General features: G+C 45.6%; 14 protein-coding genes. 9 read left to right on the top strand and 5 right to left on the bottom strand.

The window, feature by feature from the left end; translation table 11 throughout:
* Positions 1-21: 21 nt before the first annotated feature.
* Positions 22-2571 carry an ATP-dependent Clp protease ATP-binding subunit gene (locus tag CJD36_RS11870; protein ID WP_105039390.1) on the bottom strand — a complete coding sequence of 850 codons (2550 nt, stop codon included), beginning with the start codon at positions 2569-2571 and terminating at the stop codon, positions 22-24.
* Positions 2572-2803: 232 nt separating this feature from the next.
* Here CJD36_RS11870 and CJD36_RS11865 point away from each other — a divergent pair, with 232 nt between their 5' ends.
* The 6 genes from CJD36_RS11865 to CJD36_RS11840 all read left to right on the top strand — a co-directional run bounded on the left by CJD36_RS11865 (position 2804) and on the right by CJD36_RS11840 (position 10393).
* Entirely contained in the window at positions 2804-3175 is a 372-nt protein-coding gene (locus CJD36_RS11865) for a hypothetical protein (RefSeq protein ID WP_105039389.1), read from the top strand.
* A 10-nt stretch (positions 3176-3185) separates the two neighbouring features.
* On the top strand, positions 3186-4088 hold the full coding sequence (locus CJD36_RS11860) for a ribonuclease Z (RefSeq protein WP_105039906.1): 903 nt from the start codon (positions 3186-3188) through the stop codon (positions 4086-4088).
* Between the two features lie 47 nt (positions 4089-4135).
* A complete protein-coding gene (locus CJD36_RS11855) occupies positions 4136-5098 on the top strand; it encodes an alpha/beta fold hydrolase (protein ID WP_133162615.1) in 963 nt (320 codons plus the stop codon).
* A 1-nt stretch (position 5099) separates the two neighbouring features.
* Positions 5100-6242 carry a glycosyltransferase gene (locus CJD36_RS11850; RefSeq protein WP_105039387.1) on the top strand — a complete coding sequence of 381 codons (1143 nt, stop codon included), beginning with the start codon at positions 5100-5102 and terminating at the stop codon, positions 6240-6242.
* Positions 6243-6632: 390 nt separating this feature from the next.
* A complete protein-coding gene (gene ahcY, locus CJD36_RS11845; RefSeq protein WP_105039905.1) occupies positions 6633-7952 on the top strand; it encodes an adenosylhomocysteinase in 1320 nt (439 codons plus the stop codon).
* A 1091-nt stretch (positions 7953-9043) separates the two neighbouring features.
* Positions 9044-10393 carry a polysaccharide deacetylase family protein gene (locus CJD36_RS11840; protein WP_105039386.1) on the top strand — a complete coding sequence of 450 codons (1350 nt, stop codon included), beginning with the start codon at positions 9044-9046 and terminating at the stop codon, positions 10391-10393.
* Between the two features lie 252 nt (positions 10394-10645).
* On the opposite strand, the gene CJD36_RS11835 is transcribed toward CJD36_RS11840, so the two are convergent.
* Positions 10646-11629, bottom strand: coding sequence for a hypothetical protein (locus tag CJD36_RS11835; RefSeq protein WP_133162614.1), 984 nt, complete (start codon positions 11627-11629; stop codon positions 10646-10648).
* 196 nt (positions 11630-11825) lie between these two features.
* Between CJD36_RS11835 and CJD36_RS11830 the strand changes: the two genes are divergently transcribed.
* The 3 genes from CJD36_RS11830 to CJD36_RS11820 all read left to right on the top strand — a co-directional run bounded on the left by CJD36_RS11830 (position 11826) and on the right by CJD36_RS11820 (position 13916).
* Complete coding sequence (locus CJD36_RS11830; RefSeq protein WP_105039384.1) at positions 11826-12836, top strand: glycosyltransferase; 1011 nt, start codon at positions 11826-11828, stop codon at positions 12834-12836.
* A gap of 148 nt (positions 12837-12984) precedes the next feature.
* Entirely contained in the window at positions 12985-13425 is a 441-nt protein-coding gene (locus tag CJD36_RS11825; RefSeq protein ID WP_105039383.1) for a lipocalin-like domain-containing protein, read from the top strand.
* Between the two features lie 50 nt (positions 13426-13475).
* Positions 13476-13916 (top strand): lipocalin-like domain-containing protein, encoded by a 441-nt coding sequence (locus CJD36_RS11820; protein WP_105039382.1) that lies wholly within the window; start codon positions 13476-13478, stop codon positions 13914-13916.
* Between the two features lie 75 nt (positions 13917-13991).
* Here the strand turns inward: CJD36_RS11820 and CJD36_RS11815 are convergent, their stop codons facing one another.
* The 3 genes from CJD36_RS11815 to CJD36_RS11805 all read right to left on the bottom strand — a co-directional run bounded on the left by CJD36_RS11815 (position 13992) and on the right by CJD36_RS11805 (position 16984).
* Positions 13992-14513, bottom strand: a complete 522-nt coding sequence (locus CJD36_RS11815) for a hypothetical protein (RefSeq protein WP_133162613.1) — start codon at positions 14511-14513, stop codon at positions 13992-13994.
* Between the two features lie 110 nt (positions 14514-14623).
* The gene (locus tag CJD36_RS11810; RefSeq protein WP_105039380.1) at positions 14624-15109 is read right to left on the bottom strand and encodes a hypothetical protein; all 486 of its coding nucleotides are present in this window, start codon (positions 15107-15109) and stop codon (positions 14624-14626) included.
* A gap of 15 nt (positions 15110-15124) precedes the next feature.
* On the bottom strand, positions 15125-16984 hold the full coding sequence (locus CJD36_RS11805) for a beta-N-acetylhexosaminidase (RefSeq protein WP_105039379.1): 1860 nt from the start codon (positions 16982-16984) through the stop codon (positions 15125-15127).
* Positions 16985-16990: the final 6 nt, after the last annotated feature.

The raw sequence follows: 16990 nt of genomic DNA, 5'->3' as shown, positions 1-16990 counted from the left end.
TTCTGTTTTATTCAATCTTAATTACAGTTCTTTTGCTTCTGTCACCGTTGCGGGTGGCGCATCATCTGTAGTTACAAAGAATATCCTCTTTTCTTCTTCATTGTAGTCAGCTATCACCGAATCACCGGCTTTAATACGATGGTTGAGAATTTCTTCTGCCAACGGATCTTCAAGGTATTTCTGAATAGCCCTGTGCAATGGCCTTGCACCAAATTCAGGATCATACCCTTTCTCGGCAATGAACTTCGTGGCACCGGCTGTCAGTGTCATAGTAAAGCCCATTGTTGTCAGACGCTTCATCACATCCTTCATGATGATCTCAATGATCTGGCCTATGTGATGCTCTTCCAATGAATTGAAGATAACCACGTCGTCTATACGGTTGAGAAACTCAGGAGAGAAAGTACGCTTCAACGCCTTTTCTATCACACCCTTGTTGCTGTCTTCCTGTGTAGTTGTCTTTGCAGATGTTGCAAAACCAACTCCCGCACCAAAATCTTTCAACTGACGCACACCAATGTTAGACGTCATAATGATCAGCGTATTCTTGAAGTCTACTTTACGGCCCAGGCCATCAGTCAACTGTCCATCGTCCAACACCTGCAGGAGGATATTAAAGATGTCCGGATGCGCTTTCTCTATTTCATCGAGCAACACTACTGAATAGGGCTTGCGGCGTATCTTTTCAGTCAGCTGTCCACCTTCTTCATAACCCACATACCCCGGAGGCGCACCTATCAGACGAGTCAAAGAGAATTTCTCCATATACTCACTCATATCTATGCGGATCAGTGCATCATCGCTGTCGAACATGTAACGCGCCAATGTACGAGCCAACTCTGTTTTACCCACACCTGTAGGACCCAGGAAGATGAACGAACCTATTGGCTTACGCGGATCTTTCAATCCAACCCTGTTGCGCTGTATCGCCTTTACTATCTTACCTATCGCCTCATCCTGACCAACCACAGACCCTTGCAGATCTTCGCCCATGCGGCGCAGTTTATTGCTTTCCGCTTCTACCATGCGCATAACAGGTATACCCGTCATCATGTGTATCACTTCGGCAATAGACTCTTCGTTGATAGGATAGCGCTTGTGCTTTGCTTCTTCTTCCCACTCTGCCTTCGCACGGTCCAGCTCTTCTCCCAGTCTCTTCTCCCTGTCGCGCAGTGCAGCAGCTTCTTCAAAACGCTGGCTCTTAACTACCTTATTCTTTTCCTGCTTTATCTCCTCGATCTTCTTTTCAAGATCAAGGATATTCTCAGGTACATTGATGTTCTTCAGGTGCACACGTGCGCCTGACTCATCCATAACATCTATCGCTTTATCGGGCAACAGGCGATCTGTCATATACCTGTCGCTCAGCTTCACACAAGCCTCAATAGCTTCGGCATCATAGATCACATTGTGGAAGTCTTCGTACTTAGACTTAATGTTATTCAGTATGGTTATTGTTTCTTCAACACTAGGTGGTTCTACCAATACCTTCTGGAAACGACGGTCTAATGCACCATCTTTCTCAATGTACTGACGATACTCATCAAGCGTTGATGCACCTATGCATTGCAGATCTCCACGAGCCAAAGCAGGCTTGAAGATATTTGATGCATCTAGCGAACCAGAAGCACCACCGGCACCTACTATAGTATGTATCTCATCTATGAAGAGGATCACATCACGGTTCTTCTCCAGCTCATTCATAATCGCCTTCATGCGCTCTTCAAACTGGCCACGGTATTTAGTACCGGCAACCAATGCTGCAAGATCGAGGCTGATCACGCGCTTGTCGAACAATACACGTGATACCTTACGCTGAACGATGCGCAATGCAAGGCCTTCCACAATGGCTGTCTTACCCACACCCGGCTCACCTATCAGTATCGGGTTGTTCTTCTTACGGCGGCTCAGTATCTGCGATACGCGCTCTATCTCTTCCTCACGACCTACAATAGGATCGAGTGTACCCAGCTCTGCGAACTTGGTAATGTCACGTCCGAAATTGTCCAGAACCGGAGTTTTTGATTTAGCTGCACCTACCGGTGTCTTACGCTGCTGCTGAAACTGGCGGCGTTCTTCGTCGTCCTCAAACTCTTCAGAACCCGGATCGCCATAGTCAGCGCTCGGCGCATTACCCTGCAATATGCTCAACTCACTCTTGAAGCGATCATAATCAACATCATAATGGTTAAGTATCTGTGTAGCTACATTCTCCTTATTCTTCAAAATAGAGAGCATAAGGTGTTCTGTTTCTACACTCGGACTCTTCAGCGACTTAGCTTCCAATACTGTGATACGGATTACTTTTTCGGCCTGCTTGGTAAGCGGCAAACTGTTTATGTTGGCAAGTGGCTTATTGTTCTTGTCTTTTATAGCTACTTCAAGCTCTTTACGAAGCTCAAAAAGATCCACCTGCATCGTTTGCAATACCCTCAAGGCCATGCCGTCGCCCTCACGTATGAGGCCAAGCAGCAAATGTTCGGTGCCTATAAAGTCATTACCCAACCGCAGCGCTTCTTCTCTGCTGTAGGAAATGATCTCTTTTACTTTAGGCGAGAAATTAGAGTCCATATATTTTTCCCTTGGTTTTTTATAAAGTTAGCGATTTCGAAAACAAATCTTTAATAGTCAATACTTATACCCTTATTAATTTCAACGGGAAAACAAAAAAGAAATGCATCAGCTACCTGCACCGATTTTATTATTATCTCGCCCTTATAACTCCGTTACAAAAACTATTCCCTAATACAATATACGAAAGATAGACGCAGAAGTATTATTTTTAAAAACTTAAATTCTCTTTATGGATTTCAAAATTGATACCAAAGATACTTTTACTGTTATTACCCCGACATATGCAACTATTAATGCCAAATTAGCAGACGAATTGGCCGTTAAGTGCGAAGAAATACGGCAAAACGGCAGTAAAAACTTCATAATAGACTTTCAGAACGCTACCGCTCTCGAAAAAGACGGAATCGAAGCTTTTATAACACTGCATGAAGAATGTTACAGCAGCGAAGAGTCTCTGGTGCTTACCGGTATCAACCTGGAGTTAATAAAACAATTGAGCGATGAAGAACATGACATGCTCAATATTGCCCCGCGTATGATAGAGGCTGTAGACATCATCAGCATGGAGATATTGGAACGGGATTTATTGAGTGAAGAGTAAACAGCGCAAAGTGAATGTAACGATACTAGGAAACAACTCGGCATTACCCGCCTATGGCAGGCACCCTACAGCACAGGCGGTAGAGGTGAATGGGGAAATTATACTCATAGATTGTGGAGAATCTACACAGGTGCAGATGCAGAAATATGGCATTAAGTGGCGCAGACTCAATCATATACTCATCAGTCATTTGCACGGAGATCATTATTTCGGTCTGCCCGGCCTGCTCAATAGCATGAGCCTGCAGGGCCGCATCCAACCGCTTCACTTGTATGCACCCGCACCATTGCTACCCATACTAGACATGATCATGCAGGTGGCCGATAGCGAACTGGCCTACCCTTTACATTACCACCAGCTACCCGAGGGTGATGCCATCCTCGAAGACAATCCTGCATTCAACATAACTTGCTTTCCTGTGGTTCACCGCATAGCCTGTCATGGTTTTGTGATCACCCAAAAGAGCAGCGGCCGAAAACTATTGCTGGATAAGTGCAGTGAATACAACATACCACAAACTTTCTATAATCAACTGAAACAAGGCCAGGATTATTCCGCGGCAGATGGCACCATCATAGCCAACAACCTTGTAACCCTTGATGGTCCACCCGCAAAGAGATATGCCTACTGTGCCGACACCCTCTACTCCGAAACCTACCTGCCTTTCATAAAGAATGTAGATCTGCTCTACCACGAGAGCACCTACCTGCATGAAAATGCTGACAAAGCCATACTCCGCTTTCACAGCACAACAGTACAGGCTGCTGAAATGGCCAAACTGGCCAACGTTGGCCAATTACTTATTGGCCACTTCTCATCAAGGTACAAAGAACTCGATGCCTTTGAAGCCGAGGCCGGCGCTATATTCCCTGGTGTGCATGTCACTGTAGAAGGGACAAGCTATGAGGTGTAAATTCAATTAATCAACAGAAAAAAGTTGCGTTAACCACTCTCCTCCTTTTGAAGGAGGAGTACCCCAACATGCCGGCCTTTTCAGCTGGCATGTTGGGGGGAGGTGGTTATCCGCATGAGATGAGTTTCGGTATCACCCTTTGCATGAAACTTTCTGCCACAAACTACCAAACAAAAATTACCCCTTACTTTTATACGCGCATGCACCATACCTCAGGCTATATCAAAGCGGGCAACGAACAGATCCATTACCTCAAAGCGGGTAATGGCAACAAGTTGCTGCTGGCATTTCCCGGGTACGGACACGAAGGAGCCAGCATGCTGGAATTCGCACCACATCTGGCGCAGCAATACACCTGCCTGTTCATAGACCACCCGCACCACGGCCAAAGCACGTGGCAGCCCGAGACTACATTTACACGCAGCATGCTGAGGGATATGTGTTTAGACCTGATGAAAGAATGCAAGGTCGATAAGCTGTCGCTGCTGGGATTCAGCATGGGTGGTCGCGTGTGCCTGACTATCATTGAAGAATTGGGAGACCATGTAGATAAAGCTACACTCATAGCCAGCGATGGCCTGGCACCTAACAAGTATTACTTCTTCTTTACCCGCACAGCTCTTGGGCGCAAGATGTTCAGCAAAATGCTGAACAATCCCGGACCATATGCCAAAGTAGTAACACGACTGAAAGATTATAAATGGATATCGGAATGGCAGCATAAATTTGTGTCGCATTATATTGGCAATGAACCTGTTCGCAAACAACTGAGTCTTGTATGGCCGGCAATGAGTGGGTTAATGCCCGATCAACGCAAGGTGCTGGCTACAATAGAGCAATACAACATTCAGGTAACGCTTTTTATGGGCAAGTACGACAAGGTAATACCCGCAGCCCTTGGTGAAAAATTTGCCTCGGGATCAACAAAAGTAAAACTGCACATACTGGATAAAGGCCACAACATCATTGGCCCCGACACAGCTGCGCAGATAGCACAAACATTATTATAGAATGACGATCATAGTTACCATCTGTATATTACTCACCCTTGCCTATGTAGTCCTCATGGTAGCCTACAGCCGCGGCTGGAAGCGCCAACCCGAATTCAGGCTGCCGGTTAGTTTTACACCTAATACCTTCATCTCCATCATCATACCCGCCCGCAATGAGCGCAGCAATATTGGTGCATGTATAGATTCAATACTGGCACAGAAATATCCGGCCAACCTTTTTGAGATCATTGTTATAGACGACCATTCTACCGATGGCACAGCCGACATAGTTCATGAATACCACAACTCAGCAGTTCGCTGTATAGCGCTCGCCGACCACTTAGAACCCGGCAAGCAACTCAACTCTTACAAGAAGGCGGCTTTAGCTGTAGGCGTAAATGCGAGTAACGGCGCACTCATTGTTACTACCGATGCAGACTGCATAGCCCCCAACGCCTGGCTCATGAACATTGCTTGTAAGTATGAGCAGGACAAGCCCGATATGATAGTTGCTCCGGTTATCTTCCAGGTTACAGGCGGCTTGCTGCCTATATTCCAGCTCACAGACTTCATGAGTATGCAGGGCATAACCGCAGCCGCACACAGCATGAACCTGGGCCGCATGAGTAACGGTGCTAACCTCACCTTTACTAAAGAGATCTTCGGGCGCGTAAAGGGCTATGAAGGTATCGACAACCTGGCATCGGGCGACGACTACCTGCTGATGATGAAGATAGCACAGGAACCCGGCGCTAAGATCAGCTACCTAAAGTCAGAACAGGCCATAATGACCACCCTACCCCAACCCGACTGGGCCAGCTTCTTCAATCAGCGCATCCGCTGGGCCTCCAAGTCAGGCAAGTACAGCGACAACCGACTCACAGCTATACTTATGTTGGTATATCTATACAATGTATGGTTCCTGTTCATGGCCATTGCAGGCTTCTTCCATCACGACTACTGGCTCCTCGGCGGCGCTATGCTCATTATCAAAGGTTTTACCGAATATCTCTACATGCGCCCGGTAGTAAGGTTCTTCCATAAACAATGGGTTCAGGTCTATTTCCCCTTCCTCCAGCCCCTGCATATCATCTACATCACCCTCGCCGGCCTCATGGGCTTCATAGGCAACTACAAATGGAAGGACAGACAGGTAAAATGATTTGAAAAACTACAGCGGGTGTCATTGCGAGGCACGAAGCAATCTCACGTATGTACATATTCGTTTTGTGATATCGCATGCACACGGATATCCCCCACAAATCTGTCGCGAGAGTTAGCGCAGCGCTCTCGTGACGAAATAATTTAACGGGTCTCTGACTTGAACATAAGGCCGGTCCTCTTTGAACACGCAACAACATGTGTCTACAAGCAGGTTTAAAGAAGACTGAAGTGAACCATTGACCCTTACACACCCCACCCTCTTTATAGCTAAACACCACCCGAAGGATAGAAAAGTTAAATAACTATTGGCTTTCATTTTAGGGTTTATAATGATATTGTTTATACTTTTGCGTGGAATTTTTAATATTATAACATATATATGACTACAATGACAGGTTCAAAGATTGATTTAAAACTGCCGTACAAAGTAGCTGACATCAGCCTGGCAGAGTGGGGACGTAAAGAAATAAGACTTGCTGAAGCCGAAATGCCGGGCCTTATGGCTATCCGTGCAGAATATGGCCCGTCACAACCGTTGAAAGGTGCCCGCATAGCTGGTTGCCTGCACATGACCATTCAGACTGCTGTATTGATTGAAACCCTTACTGCTCTTGGTGCTGAAGTTCGCTGGAGCTCTTGCAACATATTCTCTACACAAGATCAGGCTGCTGCTGCTATCGCTGCTGCAGGTATCGGCGTATTCGCATGGAAAGGTCAGAGCCTTGAAGATGCTGACTGGTGTATCGAGCAGACTTTGTTCTTCGGTAGCGAAGATCGTCCGCTGAATATGATCCTTGATGATGGTGGTGACTTGACCAACATCGTATTGGATAAATACACCGAACTGGTTCAGCACATAAAGGGTCTGAGCGAAGAAACAACTACAGGCGTTCACCGTTTGTACGAGCGTATGGCTGCCGGCACATTGCCAATGCCTGCTATCAATGTAAACGACTCTGTTACTAAGTCTAAGTTCGATAACAAATATGGTTGCCAGGAAAGCCTGGTGGATGCTATCCGCCGCGCTACCGACGTTATGATGGCTGGTAAAGTAGCTGTTGTAGGTGGTTATGGTGATGTAGGTAAAGGTTCAGCGTTGTCTTTGCGTGGTGCAGGTGCTCGCGTTATCGTTACTGAGATCGATCCTATCTGCGCATTGCAGGCATCAATGGACGGTTTCGAAGTTAAGCGTATGATCGATGCAGTTAAAGAAGCAGACATCATCGTTACAGCTTCAGGTTGCCGCGATCTGATCACAGAAGCTCACTTCCGTCAGATGAAGGACAAGGCCATCGTTTGTAACATCGGCCACTTCGATATAGAAATAGATATGGCATGGTTGAATGACAACTACGGTACTACTAAGGATACCATCAAGCCACAGGTTGATATGTACACTATCGAAGGTAAAGATGTGATCATCCTTGCTGAAGGTCGTTTGGTTAACCTAGGTTGCGCTACCGGCCACCCTAGCTTCGTAATGAGTAACTCATTCAGCAACCAGACTCTGGCTCAGATAGAATTGTGGAACAACCACGCTAACTACGAGAACAAAGTATATGTATTGCCTAAGCACCTCGATGAGAAGGTAGCACGCTTACACCTTGCTAAAGTTGGTGTTGTTCTGGACGAATTGACTCCTGCACAATCAGCTTACCTGGGTATACCTAAGGAAGGTCCATACAAAACAGATATGTACCGTTACTAGTAGTACACCTCATTATATTTTTCAGAAAGGCCCGCAAACGCGGGCCTTTCTTGTTTCTATAACCTACATACCTCTCTCCCGAATCTGCTAGCTGAACGCCCGTTGTCGGTCTCTGACCATAAGTGTTCGAAACGTGATAAAACAGGTCTGAAAGACCGAAATATAATAGCCCGGGGTGTAGCCCCGGGTATTAAAAAAGGACGTGATCCTAGCCCTGAAGGGGCGAAAGAAATTACATTATATGGGGAGTTTGTTACAGAAAATGAAGTTTCGAACACTTATGGTCTCTGACCGACGACACATCCGGACGCATTCGTTTTCAGAGGGCCAAGCAACAACTCCCCTCTTATTTTAAGAGGGGACGATTCTCTTTGAAACTCACTAGCTACACACATCTGCCGCTGTTGTGTCTTCCGACCAACAGCCATCGGGACGTACCTCTTTGAGATTGGAATCTCACCTCGTCCGCGTTTGCAACGCGGATGCACCGGCAGGGCGTTTGTAACGCCCGAAAAACACTCAAAAACATATCCACAGAAAACAACCCGCCTCAAACCCTTACCCACTGCACGTTTCAGCCGATTTTTTCGCAAATTTTGTGAATATCTTTATTTTATCATGTCATTTTCACGCATTAATTTGCACTCAATTCAGGAAAAGCCCCTGTATGCTCTTTGACATATGAACCCTAATCACAACCACGTAGGGGCTGAACATCTTCAGCCCTGCAACAACCGTCCCAAGCGGGTCATTGCGAGGCACGAAGCAATCTCACGTAAGGACGTATTCGTTTTATACACTACTGCATCCGCACACAATTTACATGCAAACAATTCCAGAGACAATCTAACCAACATGTAAACCTTTTTCGGCACGAAGCAACAAAAAAAAGTGGCACCATGTGGCAGAAAGTGGCAGGAAGTGGCAGAGAGTGGCAGTTTGTTAAAATACCACGAAAACATTGACCACAAAGTATTTCAGCCAAATACACACAACCAAAACTGCCACTTTTATGAAAAACTGCCACTTTTCGAATTCATACTACAATCAGTGCTATTTCATAAATAACGGATTATCTTTGGTAACCAAGTATGGAAAAGATAGTTGTATACAGCACTCACCAAAGCACTCGTCTTACCTACGTACTAGACTGGTTATTCACTGAGCGCCTGCAACTCAGCTATCAACTGACCACCAATGAACAGGAAGCTATCGATGCCCCTTTCTGTATTACATACGGAACCATACTCCCCGGCAAAATATCAATACCCGATGCCGGACTTACTACCAAGAGCAGCATAACATCTTTAGCAACAGCTGATGCCGGCATACACCGCAACAAAGGACTGGAAGAGTGTACACCTGCTATCGGTGATTGGAATGGCCTACCTGTGCTTTTCGCAGGAACAGAACACCACACACTACCGTTCGATATTCTGTCGGCAATATTTTACCTGTTGAGCCGATACGAAGAGTATTTTCCTCAGAATACCGACAAGCACGGCAGGTATCCCGCTACCGATAGCATACTATACAAACAGGGCTGGCTCACCCGGCCCATTGTCGATGAATGGGTAGAAGCCTTCAGGCAACTACTTGAAAAGACCTGGAGCATTACTATAGCAAAACCAGCATTTACATTCCAGCCCACTTACGATATAGACATGGCTTACTCCCATGCCTATAAAGGCATTAAGCGCATAGTAGGTGCCTATATAAGAGCATTACTAAAGGGAGATGTGCAACAGATCAGCGAGCGTACGCAGGTATTGAAGAAGAAAGCCGTAGACCCATACGATTCTTTTACCTGGCTGCGGCATCTGCACGAAGAGCACGGCTACAAGCCCATCTACTTCATCCTGTCGGCACTACGCACCACACCTTTCGATAAGAATATACACCCCAAACACCCGGCTATGGTACGGGTTATCAAACAATTGGCTAAGGAAGGCGAGGTAGGTATACACCCCTCCTACTATGCTACCCACTACGATGTGATGGCCAAGGAGCAGAACACGCTGAAGAACATTATAGCACACCCCATACATATCTCCCGCCAGCACTACATCAGGCTGATGATACCCACCACCTATCATCTGCTCATGGACAATGAGATAACGCAGGACTACAGCATGGGCTATGGCTCACATATAGGCTTCAGGGCGGGCACAGGCAGCTCATTCCTCTGGTACGATCTGCTTAAAGAATCAGTTACACCCATCCGCACCCATCCATTCTGCTTTATGGATACTACAGCCCACTTCGATATGGCCATGTCAGTAACAGATGCTTTTACAGCCCTCAACAAAATGGTTGCCGACTTGCAAAGATGCGGTAGCACCCTCAACACGGTCTTCCACAACTTCTCCCTCGGCACCGACCAGCAGTGGCACGGCTGGAACAACGCCTACGCAACATTCCTGGCCAAAATGGCTAAGTAATAAAGCACTGAATGACGGGTGGCGTAAATCAGTTGCACATTGAAGTTTGGCACATTACATGTCATGACCCCGTAGGTGGTCACAGGTTTGTAGCAACATAAAGACCTCTATTCCACATGCGAGCCGTAGGTTCGCAGCCAATTATAACCGAGACATGAAATGATCTCTTTCACAAAAACAAAAAAGCAGTTGCCAAAAGACAACCGCTATTTTCTTGCCAGAACTTAGGGATTATAGAGGAGTATAAAAAAATCAGAGCATTGCCAGAAGATTAAGCACTTCGCCAACCGTATGAGGCTCCATAACAGGCGTAAAGGTCATTGCCTCCGTTAGCGTAATATCCTTTTGAACAGAGTAGTACAATAGTCCACCCTTGTAGCCTATGGTTACAATATCAATGCGGGTCTCCATAGGTATAGTATAACCCGGGGTCAGTGAAAAAGTATGAGTCTGGTTATTATAGTCGCCTACCCCTACAGCAGCATTAAAATCGGCAAAGACTACAAAGACAGCTGTGTTAGAAGCATCAAATGACGTATCGCTTGGGATAACAGAGATGTTAGTGAGGTCGGTAGTTGTCCAGGCCGGATACTGGCTGCTCACCCAGTACAGTGCCCCGCACGAATCGAACTGATTGTAATTGCGATATATGTGCCCCGTATCAAGCGTATGTGCCGTATCTATAACTACCACGGTCATAGTATCAACTATTGTTCCGGTCACAGCGGTACCTGTCATATTACCTACCCGCATCCATCTTACCAGCAAGTCTTCGTAATTGTCAAAGCCATAGTATAGCGCCATAGGAGTAGACAGATGTGTGGCGGTAATGAAATCGATGCCATATTTGTTCACACCAATTTCTTCACCATTCATAGATCCTGTTATGTACACCTGGCCGGTATTGTGCAGCAGCTGGTTACCACTCAGGGATACAGAACGGTTGGCAATACTGGCACCTGCACCATACATTTCTATCACACTTATCCGCACGATGCCCGAGGTAATGATATGGCCACTCTTATCTTTAAAGGAATATGGGTAAAACCTGAACCTCGTCCCCTTCGATGCACGGATCTCTGAATATACCCCTGCTTCCACATCAAAGAACTCGGGGTGAGTACGTAGGGAAGCAAAAATCGTGTTGATATTTGTCTTATCTGTTGCTTTTATAACAGTACTTACATGATAATCAGCTTTGCGACACGACGCCACAAGTAGCAATAAGCTACTCATTATCAATAATATGTACTGTTTTGTATTCATTTACTATTAGCCACCAGGGAGTTGTACAATATATGACGAGTCCCCGACCCCATTTGTTAGAAATCCATAAAAATAATATACAAAGTAATAAAAATACCGCAATTACAACCTACCCACTTATACATCGTTATGTTATAAACTTACTTTTGCACTTATTACTACCCACATGATACTAGTTGACGGATTATTTATAAATAAGGGCGGAGGGGCTGTATTGTTGCAATACCTCATTGAGCAGATATGTCTCCATCCCCGCAAGGACGATTTTTTCTTCTTGCTTGATCCCCGGTTCGATATACCCAAGGTGCTTACGGGCAACTATAAGGTGGTGCCAAACACTATGGGAGACAGAAGCAAATTTTATAAAGAGACGGGTAAGAACTACACCAAGGTATTCTGCTTTGCCAATACGCCACCACCCGTAAGACTGAAAGTGCCGACGTATACTTACTCCCACAATCAGAAACTGCTGGAGGCACCACATCAAAAATTTAAGCGCGCCTATTGGAAGCTGTACGCAAAGTATCTGGTCATAAAGCTGTTTAACAAGAACACCGACTACTATATAGTGCAAACGCAGCACATGGTAGACGAGATGATGAAACTGAATCTGAAGGATGCCGCCCATTGCTTGACCATACCCTTTTACGATACCGGTAAATACGCAGGAGCACATACCCCCTTCGATCAGCGCCCGGTTGATGACTTTGCATTTGTAAGCACACCATCCCCACAGAAGAACTATCCGACTCTATTAGATGCATGGGAATACCTGCATTCTCTGGGGCATACACCGGGGCTGCACATCACAATAGATGAGACTGCTCCAACCCTGCTGGCAAGAATAGATGAAATGAAAGCGAAAGGCATCAGGATATACAACTATAGCTACATCGACCCGCGCGAACTGTACTTCAAATACCGCTACCTGGTTTGTCCTTCTGTAATGGAAAGCTTCGGGTTGCCATTGATAGAAAGTGTGGAAAGCGGCATGAAAGTACTGGCGCCGGATCTGGCTTATGTCTATGATGTCATCAAACCAAGCACCGTGTTCGATCCATGGGATAAAAAATCGATCGCAGAAAGTGTGTTGAAAGCACTAAGCACCGAACTACCTTATCCCGAGATCAGGGCTAAGAATGATGTAGCCAAACTAATACGCCTGCTGGTAGATTAATAAAAAGATCGTTATTAAAGAATGGTTGGTCTCCATGCTGCGAATGATCTTGCTTTTACACACATACAAGTTAATTTGTAACACTTATACACTCGCTGCGCATTCACAAAATGCCTATATTTATTTTTAGACACAGAAAACAAACAATATGAAAAAGATATTTTTATTCGGAGCCATGCTCTGTGCAGTATTAACAGCTAATGCAGGTGCAAGCCTCAACCAACCCGGCGAAGGCGGCGACCCTGCTCCCGCAGCAGCCCCGGCAGCGGCAACCCTCACCGGTAAATGGCATGTGTTGGATATGAAATTCCTTGTTGCCCCTCCGGGAGGAAAAATGCCCGACCAGGCCACAGTAACCGCAATGGTAGTTAAACAGAACGGGCTTTACGAATTTACTACCGACGGCAAAGTAAATGTGACAGCCAATAATAAATTGACAGCAGGTACTTATAAGAAAACAGGTAACAAAATAGAGACTACGGGCCCGAAAGGTGAAAAGGAAATCTATGAAATAATAACGCTTACCGATAAAGTACTAACCATAAAAGTGAACCAGGGCAAGATGCTGGTAATGATGGAAAGAGCATAATTCCATCATTTTAGAATACCGATAAATTGATCATAAAATAAAAGATAAACATGAAGAAGGCATTCCTATTTGGCGCATTAGTATGCGCAGTATTTATCGCTAATGCTGGTGCAAAGCTTAATCAGCCCGGCGAAGGTGGAGACCCGGCACCCGCGGCAGCGCCGGTTGCAGCAAGCATTGTAGGTAAGTGGCACGCAGTAGACATGAAGTTTGAAGTTCCTAAGGGCGAAAAAGCACCGGACCCTAAGGAAGTAAAAGAGATGATTGCCAAGCAAAATATGACCTATGAGTTTATGGCTGATGGCACCATGAAGATGACAGGAGACGGACACGATGCCGAAAAAGGAACTTACAAAAAAGTAGGTACCAAGTTAGAAACAGTAGGCCCGAAAGGCGAAAAAGAAACACTTGATATTACAAAGCTTACTGACAAGGAACTACACCTCAACATGAAGAAAGAAAAGATGACGATCATCCTGGAGAAGATATAACGACAGCATCGTTCTCTATATAAAAATGAATATGTCCATCTGGTATACCAGATGGACATATTTCTGATGTTTCCCTTAAACGATCTTCCCATTCAGCACCTCAACAAGAAAGCTACGGTTGATGTTTTGTTCGTTACGAAATAATATTAGCAGTAAAGAATAGGGTATGACGAAGATACCAATACCTGCTAACATCTTGGGGTCAAAACCGTTCAACAGTAAGCTTGTTATGGCCCCTATGCACGCCAGTAACGGGATGCTGAGGAATAGAAACAACACAATAAACTGCTCCGACATATCGGGTTTTACAACGACAGAAACATAAGTCAGGTTATTTTGCTCAAATACAGTACCCCATATAACCGGCATGGGAAATCCCCTCACACTGCGCGATATGGCAAAGTAATCTTCATATACCGCACCATTATAGGGATAGACCATCTCTTCTGCTTCAGAAAAAGGATCAAACTCACCTCTGCCCTTACCCATCATAGCGGTACTGATCGTTGGACCTACCTGCTCTTGCATACGTTCTATAACCTCAGTTGAAGTTAATGGCGTACTAAACGTAAATCTGTGATAAGGAAGCAACAGCATGTAGGACATCTTTTATGGTCGGAGGTTACGGCGCTTGATCGTTAAATCAAAAAATTTAGACTTGACATGATTACCGGCTGAAAAGACAAAACCAGACTTAATTGCCCTGTCTATAAATATGTCACTGCCTCGTCGTACTGGTTATATCTGGCCTCATCTACCTCATGCAGTTGATCAATTTTGTGCCGGAATCTGAAGAAGTACTGCCCGGTAATTGGATAGTGTTCTTTGATTGCGATATTAAATGACACCTGTTCCTTAATTCCGGATAGTGCATCTTGTTTAAATGGAAGGATTACCCCGAACCAGGTAAACAGACATACCGCCACTTCCATAAGTAGAATAACTATTGTCTTTAACCACCATTTACCCCAAAAATGCTCATGAGTGAACCATGACCCGTTGAGTTTGTAAAAAAATATCTCGTGAATGAAAGCTGCGAACCACATGCCGATCGTAAACCATAGTACGCATAATACAAGGCTCCTCAATGCGCCTGCAAAGAACAAGTTATCTTTTCGTGCGTGGTATATTTCCAGCAACCACTCCTTTTCTTCAGAGGTCAATAGAACAATATTATTCTTTGGGTTTTTCATAGTAAGCGATCTCTTCTACCTGCCGCTATTATCCAGCACCACAGTTACCTGGTTACTGCGCTTTCCGCCCGGTGTTATGATAACCGCTTTCAGGTCGAGACGCTTGCCTGATGGTACTTTGATGCGTAGTGGCTCGGTGTACCACATATCTGTCTCGCGGGGAGTATAGCCATCTATAGTATAGTGCACTTTTGCACCTTCTACGGTAGGTGATAGTTCGAACTTAAAGTCCTCACCTTTCAAGACAGTGTCACTGGCACCAATGATCTCAGGCACACGGTAGTTGTAGCCTTTACTCTCCAGCATGGCCAGGTGCTTAGGTACACGTTGCTGGGCAAAGTTGTTATAGTTCTTTGAAGATACCGGAGTCCATGCTATCTCGGCAAGTGCCAGCATACGTGGCAGCAGGTGAAATTCTGCTTTGGCAGGAGTGGCTATATATTCGGTCCACAGGTTTGCCTGCACACCTATTACGTGCTTCTTCTGGTCACCTGTTAGTTCAGCCGGAATAGGATCATACGCATAAGCCTTAGACAGTGGAGCATTACCACCTATAGACAAAGGCTCCTGGGTTGATGCGCTTTGTGCATGATCGAAGTACAGCCCTTCGCTGCCCGGGGTCATGATCACATCATGGTTGAGCTGAGCAGCTGCAATACCGCCGCTTACACCTCTCCAACTCATGATGGTTGCATTGGGTGCTACGCCACCTTCCAGTATCTCGTCCCAGCCAATCATACTGCGACCCATGGCATTGATGTGGCGCTCTATACGGCGAACAAAATAGCTCTGTAATCCAGCCTCATCGCGCAGGGTTGAGTCTTTGATCAGCTGCTGGCAGAAACCCGATTTTTTCCATGCATCTTTAGGGCACTCATCGCCACCTATGTGTATGTATTTACCCGGGAACATATCCATCACCTCATCAAGGACTGCATTCAGTATTTTGAAGGTGGTATCAGTAGGGCAGAATACATCGGTATATACACCCCACGTCTCGCCCACCTTATAGTTCTTTGAAGGATCGCAACTAAGAATAGGATAAGCCGCTATTGCTGCCATAGCATGACCCGGCATTTCTATTTCGGGCACTATGTTGATGAAGCGATCGGTAGCATAGGCTACTACTTCACGTATCTGCTCCTGAGTATAGAAACCGCCATAAGGCGTGTTGTCGAAGAGATCGGTATTATTGCCGGAGAAGCCGCCCACCTTGGTCTGTGCACGGTTGCTGCCAACAGAAGTAAGTTTCGGATACTTCTTGATCTCTATGCGCCATCCCTGGTCGTCCGTAAGGTGCCAGTGAAAGGTATTGAGCTTGTACATAGCCATTACATCTATATACTTCTTTATGAAGTCAACAGAGTAAAAGTGACGTGCCACATCGAGATGCATACCCCTGTAACCGAAGCGGGGTACATCTTTGATGGTAGCACAGGCAAATGTAGCAGTGCCACGCTTCACCGGCGTGATCATCTGTAACAAGGTTTGCACGGCGTAGAACAAGCCTGCGTTCTTACCATAGATAGTCACCTGGTCGGCAGACACCTTCATCTCATAGCCATCTACCGGCATTGTAGCAGGTACATTGCTAAACAGCATGATGGCATTCTTGATCATAGATGGCTTCTTATCCATGGTGTTGATGTTCACCACGTTGTTATTGTAGCCATTCTTCTTCAGGTAATCAGACAGAAACTTTACCGCCTTATGATCGGGATAATCAACAATGATGCTGGTCTCGGGATTGAGCGTGAACGTACCCTTCTGAGCACTTATAGAAGCCGGTGCAGGTATGATACCCATATTGGCATCAGTCTGTGCAAATGCCTGTGAGGCCAGTAGTATAGATAATGCAAGAAATATCTTTCTCATTGTTTG

The organism is Flavipsychrobacter stenotrophus, from assembly GCF_002954265.1.
GTDB classification, from domain to species: Bacteria; Bacteroidota; Bacteroidia; order Chitinophagales; family Chitinophagaceae; genus Flavipsychrobacter; species Flavipsychrobacter stenotrophus.
The sequence above is the reverse complement of the archived record's forward strand: the minus strand, read 5'-3'. Positions and strand labels throughout refer to the sequence as shown.

Bases quoted from the DNA above. Each gene is read 5' to 3' on its own strand.
- CJD36_RS11870 (WP_105039390.1), bottom strand. From the start codon at position 2,571: ATGGACTCTAATTTCTCGCCTAAAGTAAAAGAGATCATTTCCTACAGC.
- CJD36_RS11865 (WP_105039389.1), top strand. From the start codon at position 2,804: ATGGATTTCAAAATTGATACCAAAGATACTTTTACTGTTATTACCCCG.
- CJD36_RS11850 (WP_105039387.1), top strand. From the start codon at position 5,100: ATGACGATCATAGTTACCATCTGTATATTACTCACCCTTGCCTATGTA.
- ahcY (WP_105039905.1), top strand. From the start codon at position 6,633: ATGACAGGTTCAAAGATTGATTTAAAACTGCCGTACAAAGTAGCTGAC.
- CJD36_RS11840 (WP_105039386.1), top strand. From the start codon at position 9,044: ATGGAAAAGATAGTTGTATACAGCACTCACCAAAGCACTCGTCTTACC.
- CJD36_RS11835 (WP_133162614.1), bottom strand. From the start codon at position 11,629: ATGAGTAGCTTATTGCTACTTGTGGCGTCGTGTCGCAAAGCTGATTAT.
- CJD36_RS11830 (WP_105039384.1), top strand. From the start codon at position 11,826: ATGATACTAGTTGACGGATTATTTATAAATAAGGGCGGAGGGGCTGTA.
- CJD36_RS11825 (WP_105039383.1), top strand. From the start codon at position 12,985: ATGAAAAAGATATTTTTATTCGGAGCCATGCTCTGTGCAGTATTAACA.
- CJD36_RS11820 (WP_105039382.1), top strand. From the start codon at position 13,476: ATGAAGAAGGCATTCCTATTTGGCGCATTAGTATGCGCAGTATTTATC.
- CJD36_RS11815 (WP_133162613.1), bottom strand. From the start codon at position 14,513: ATGCTGTTGCTTCCTTATCACAGATTTACGTTTAGTACGCCATTAACT.
- CJD36_RS11810 (WP_105039380.1), bottom strand. From the start codon at position 15,109: ATGAAAAACCCAAAGAATAATATTGTTCTATTGACCTCTGAAGAAAAG.
- CJD36_RS11805 (WP_105039379.1), bottom strand. From the start codon at position 16,984: ATGAGAAAGATATTTCTTGCATTATCTATACTACTGGCCTCACAGGCA.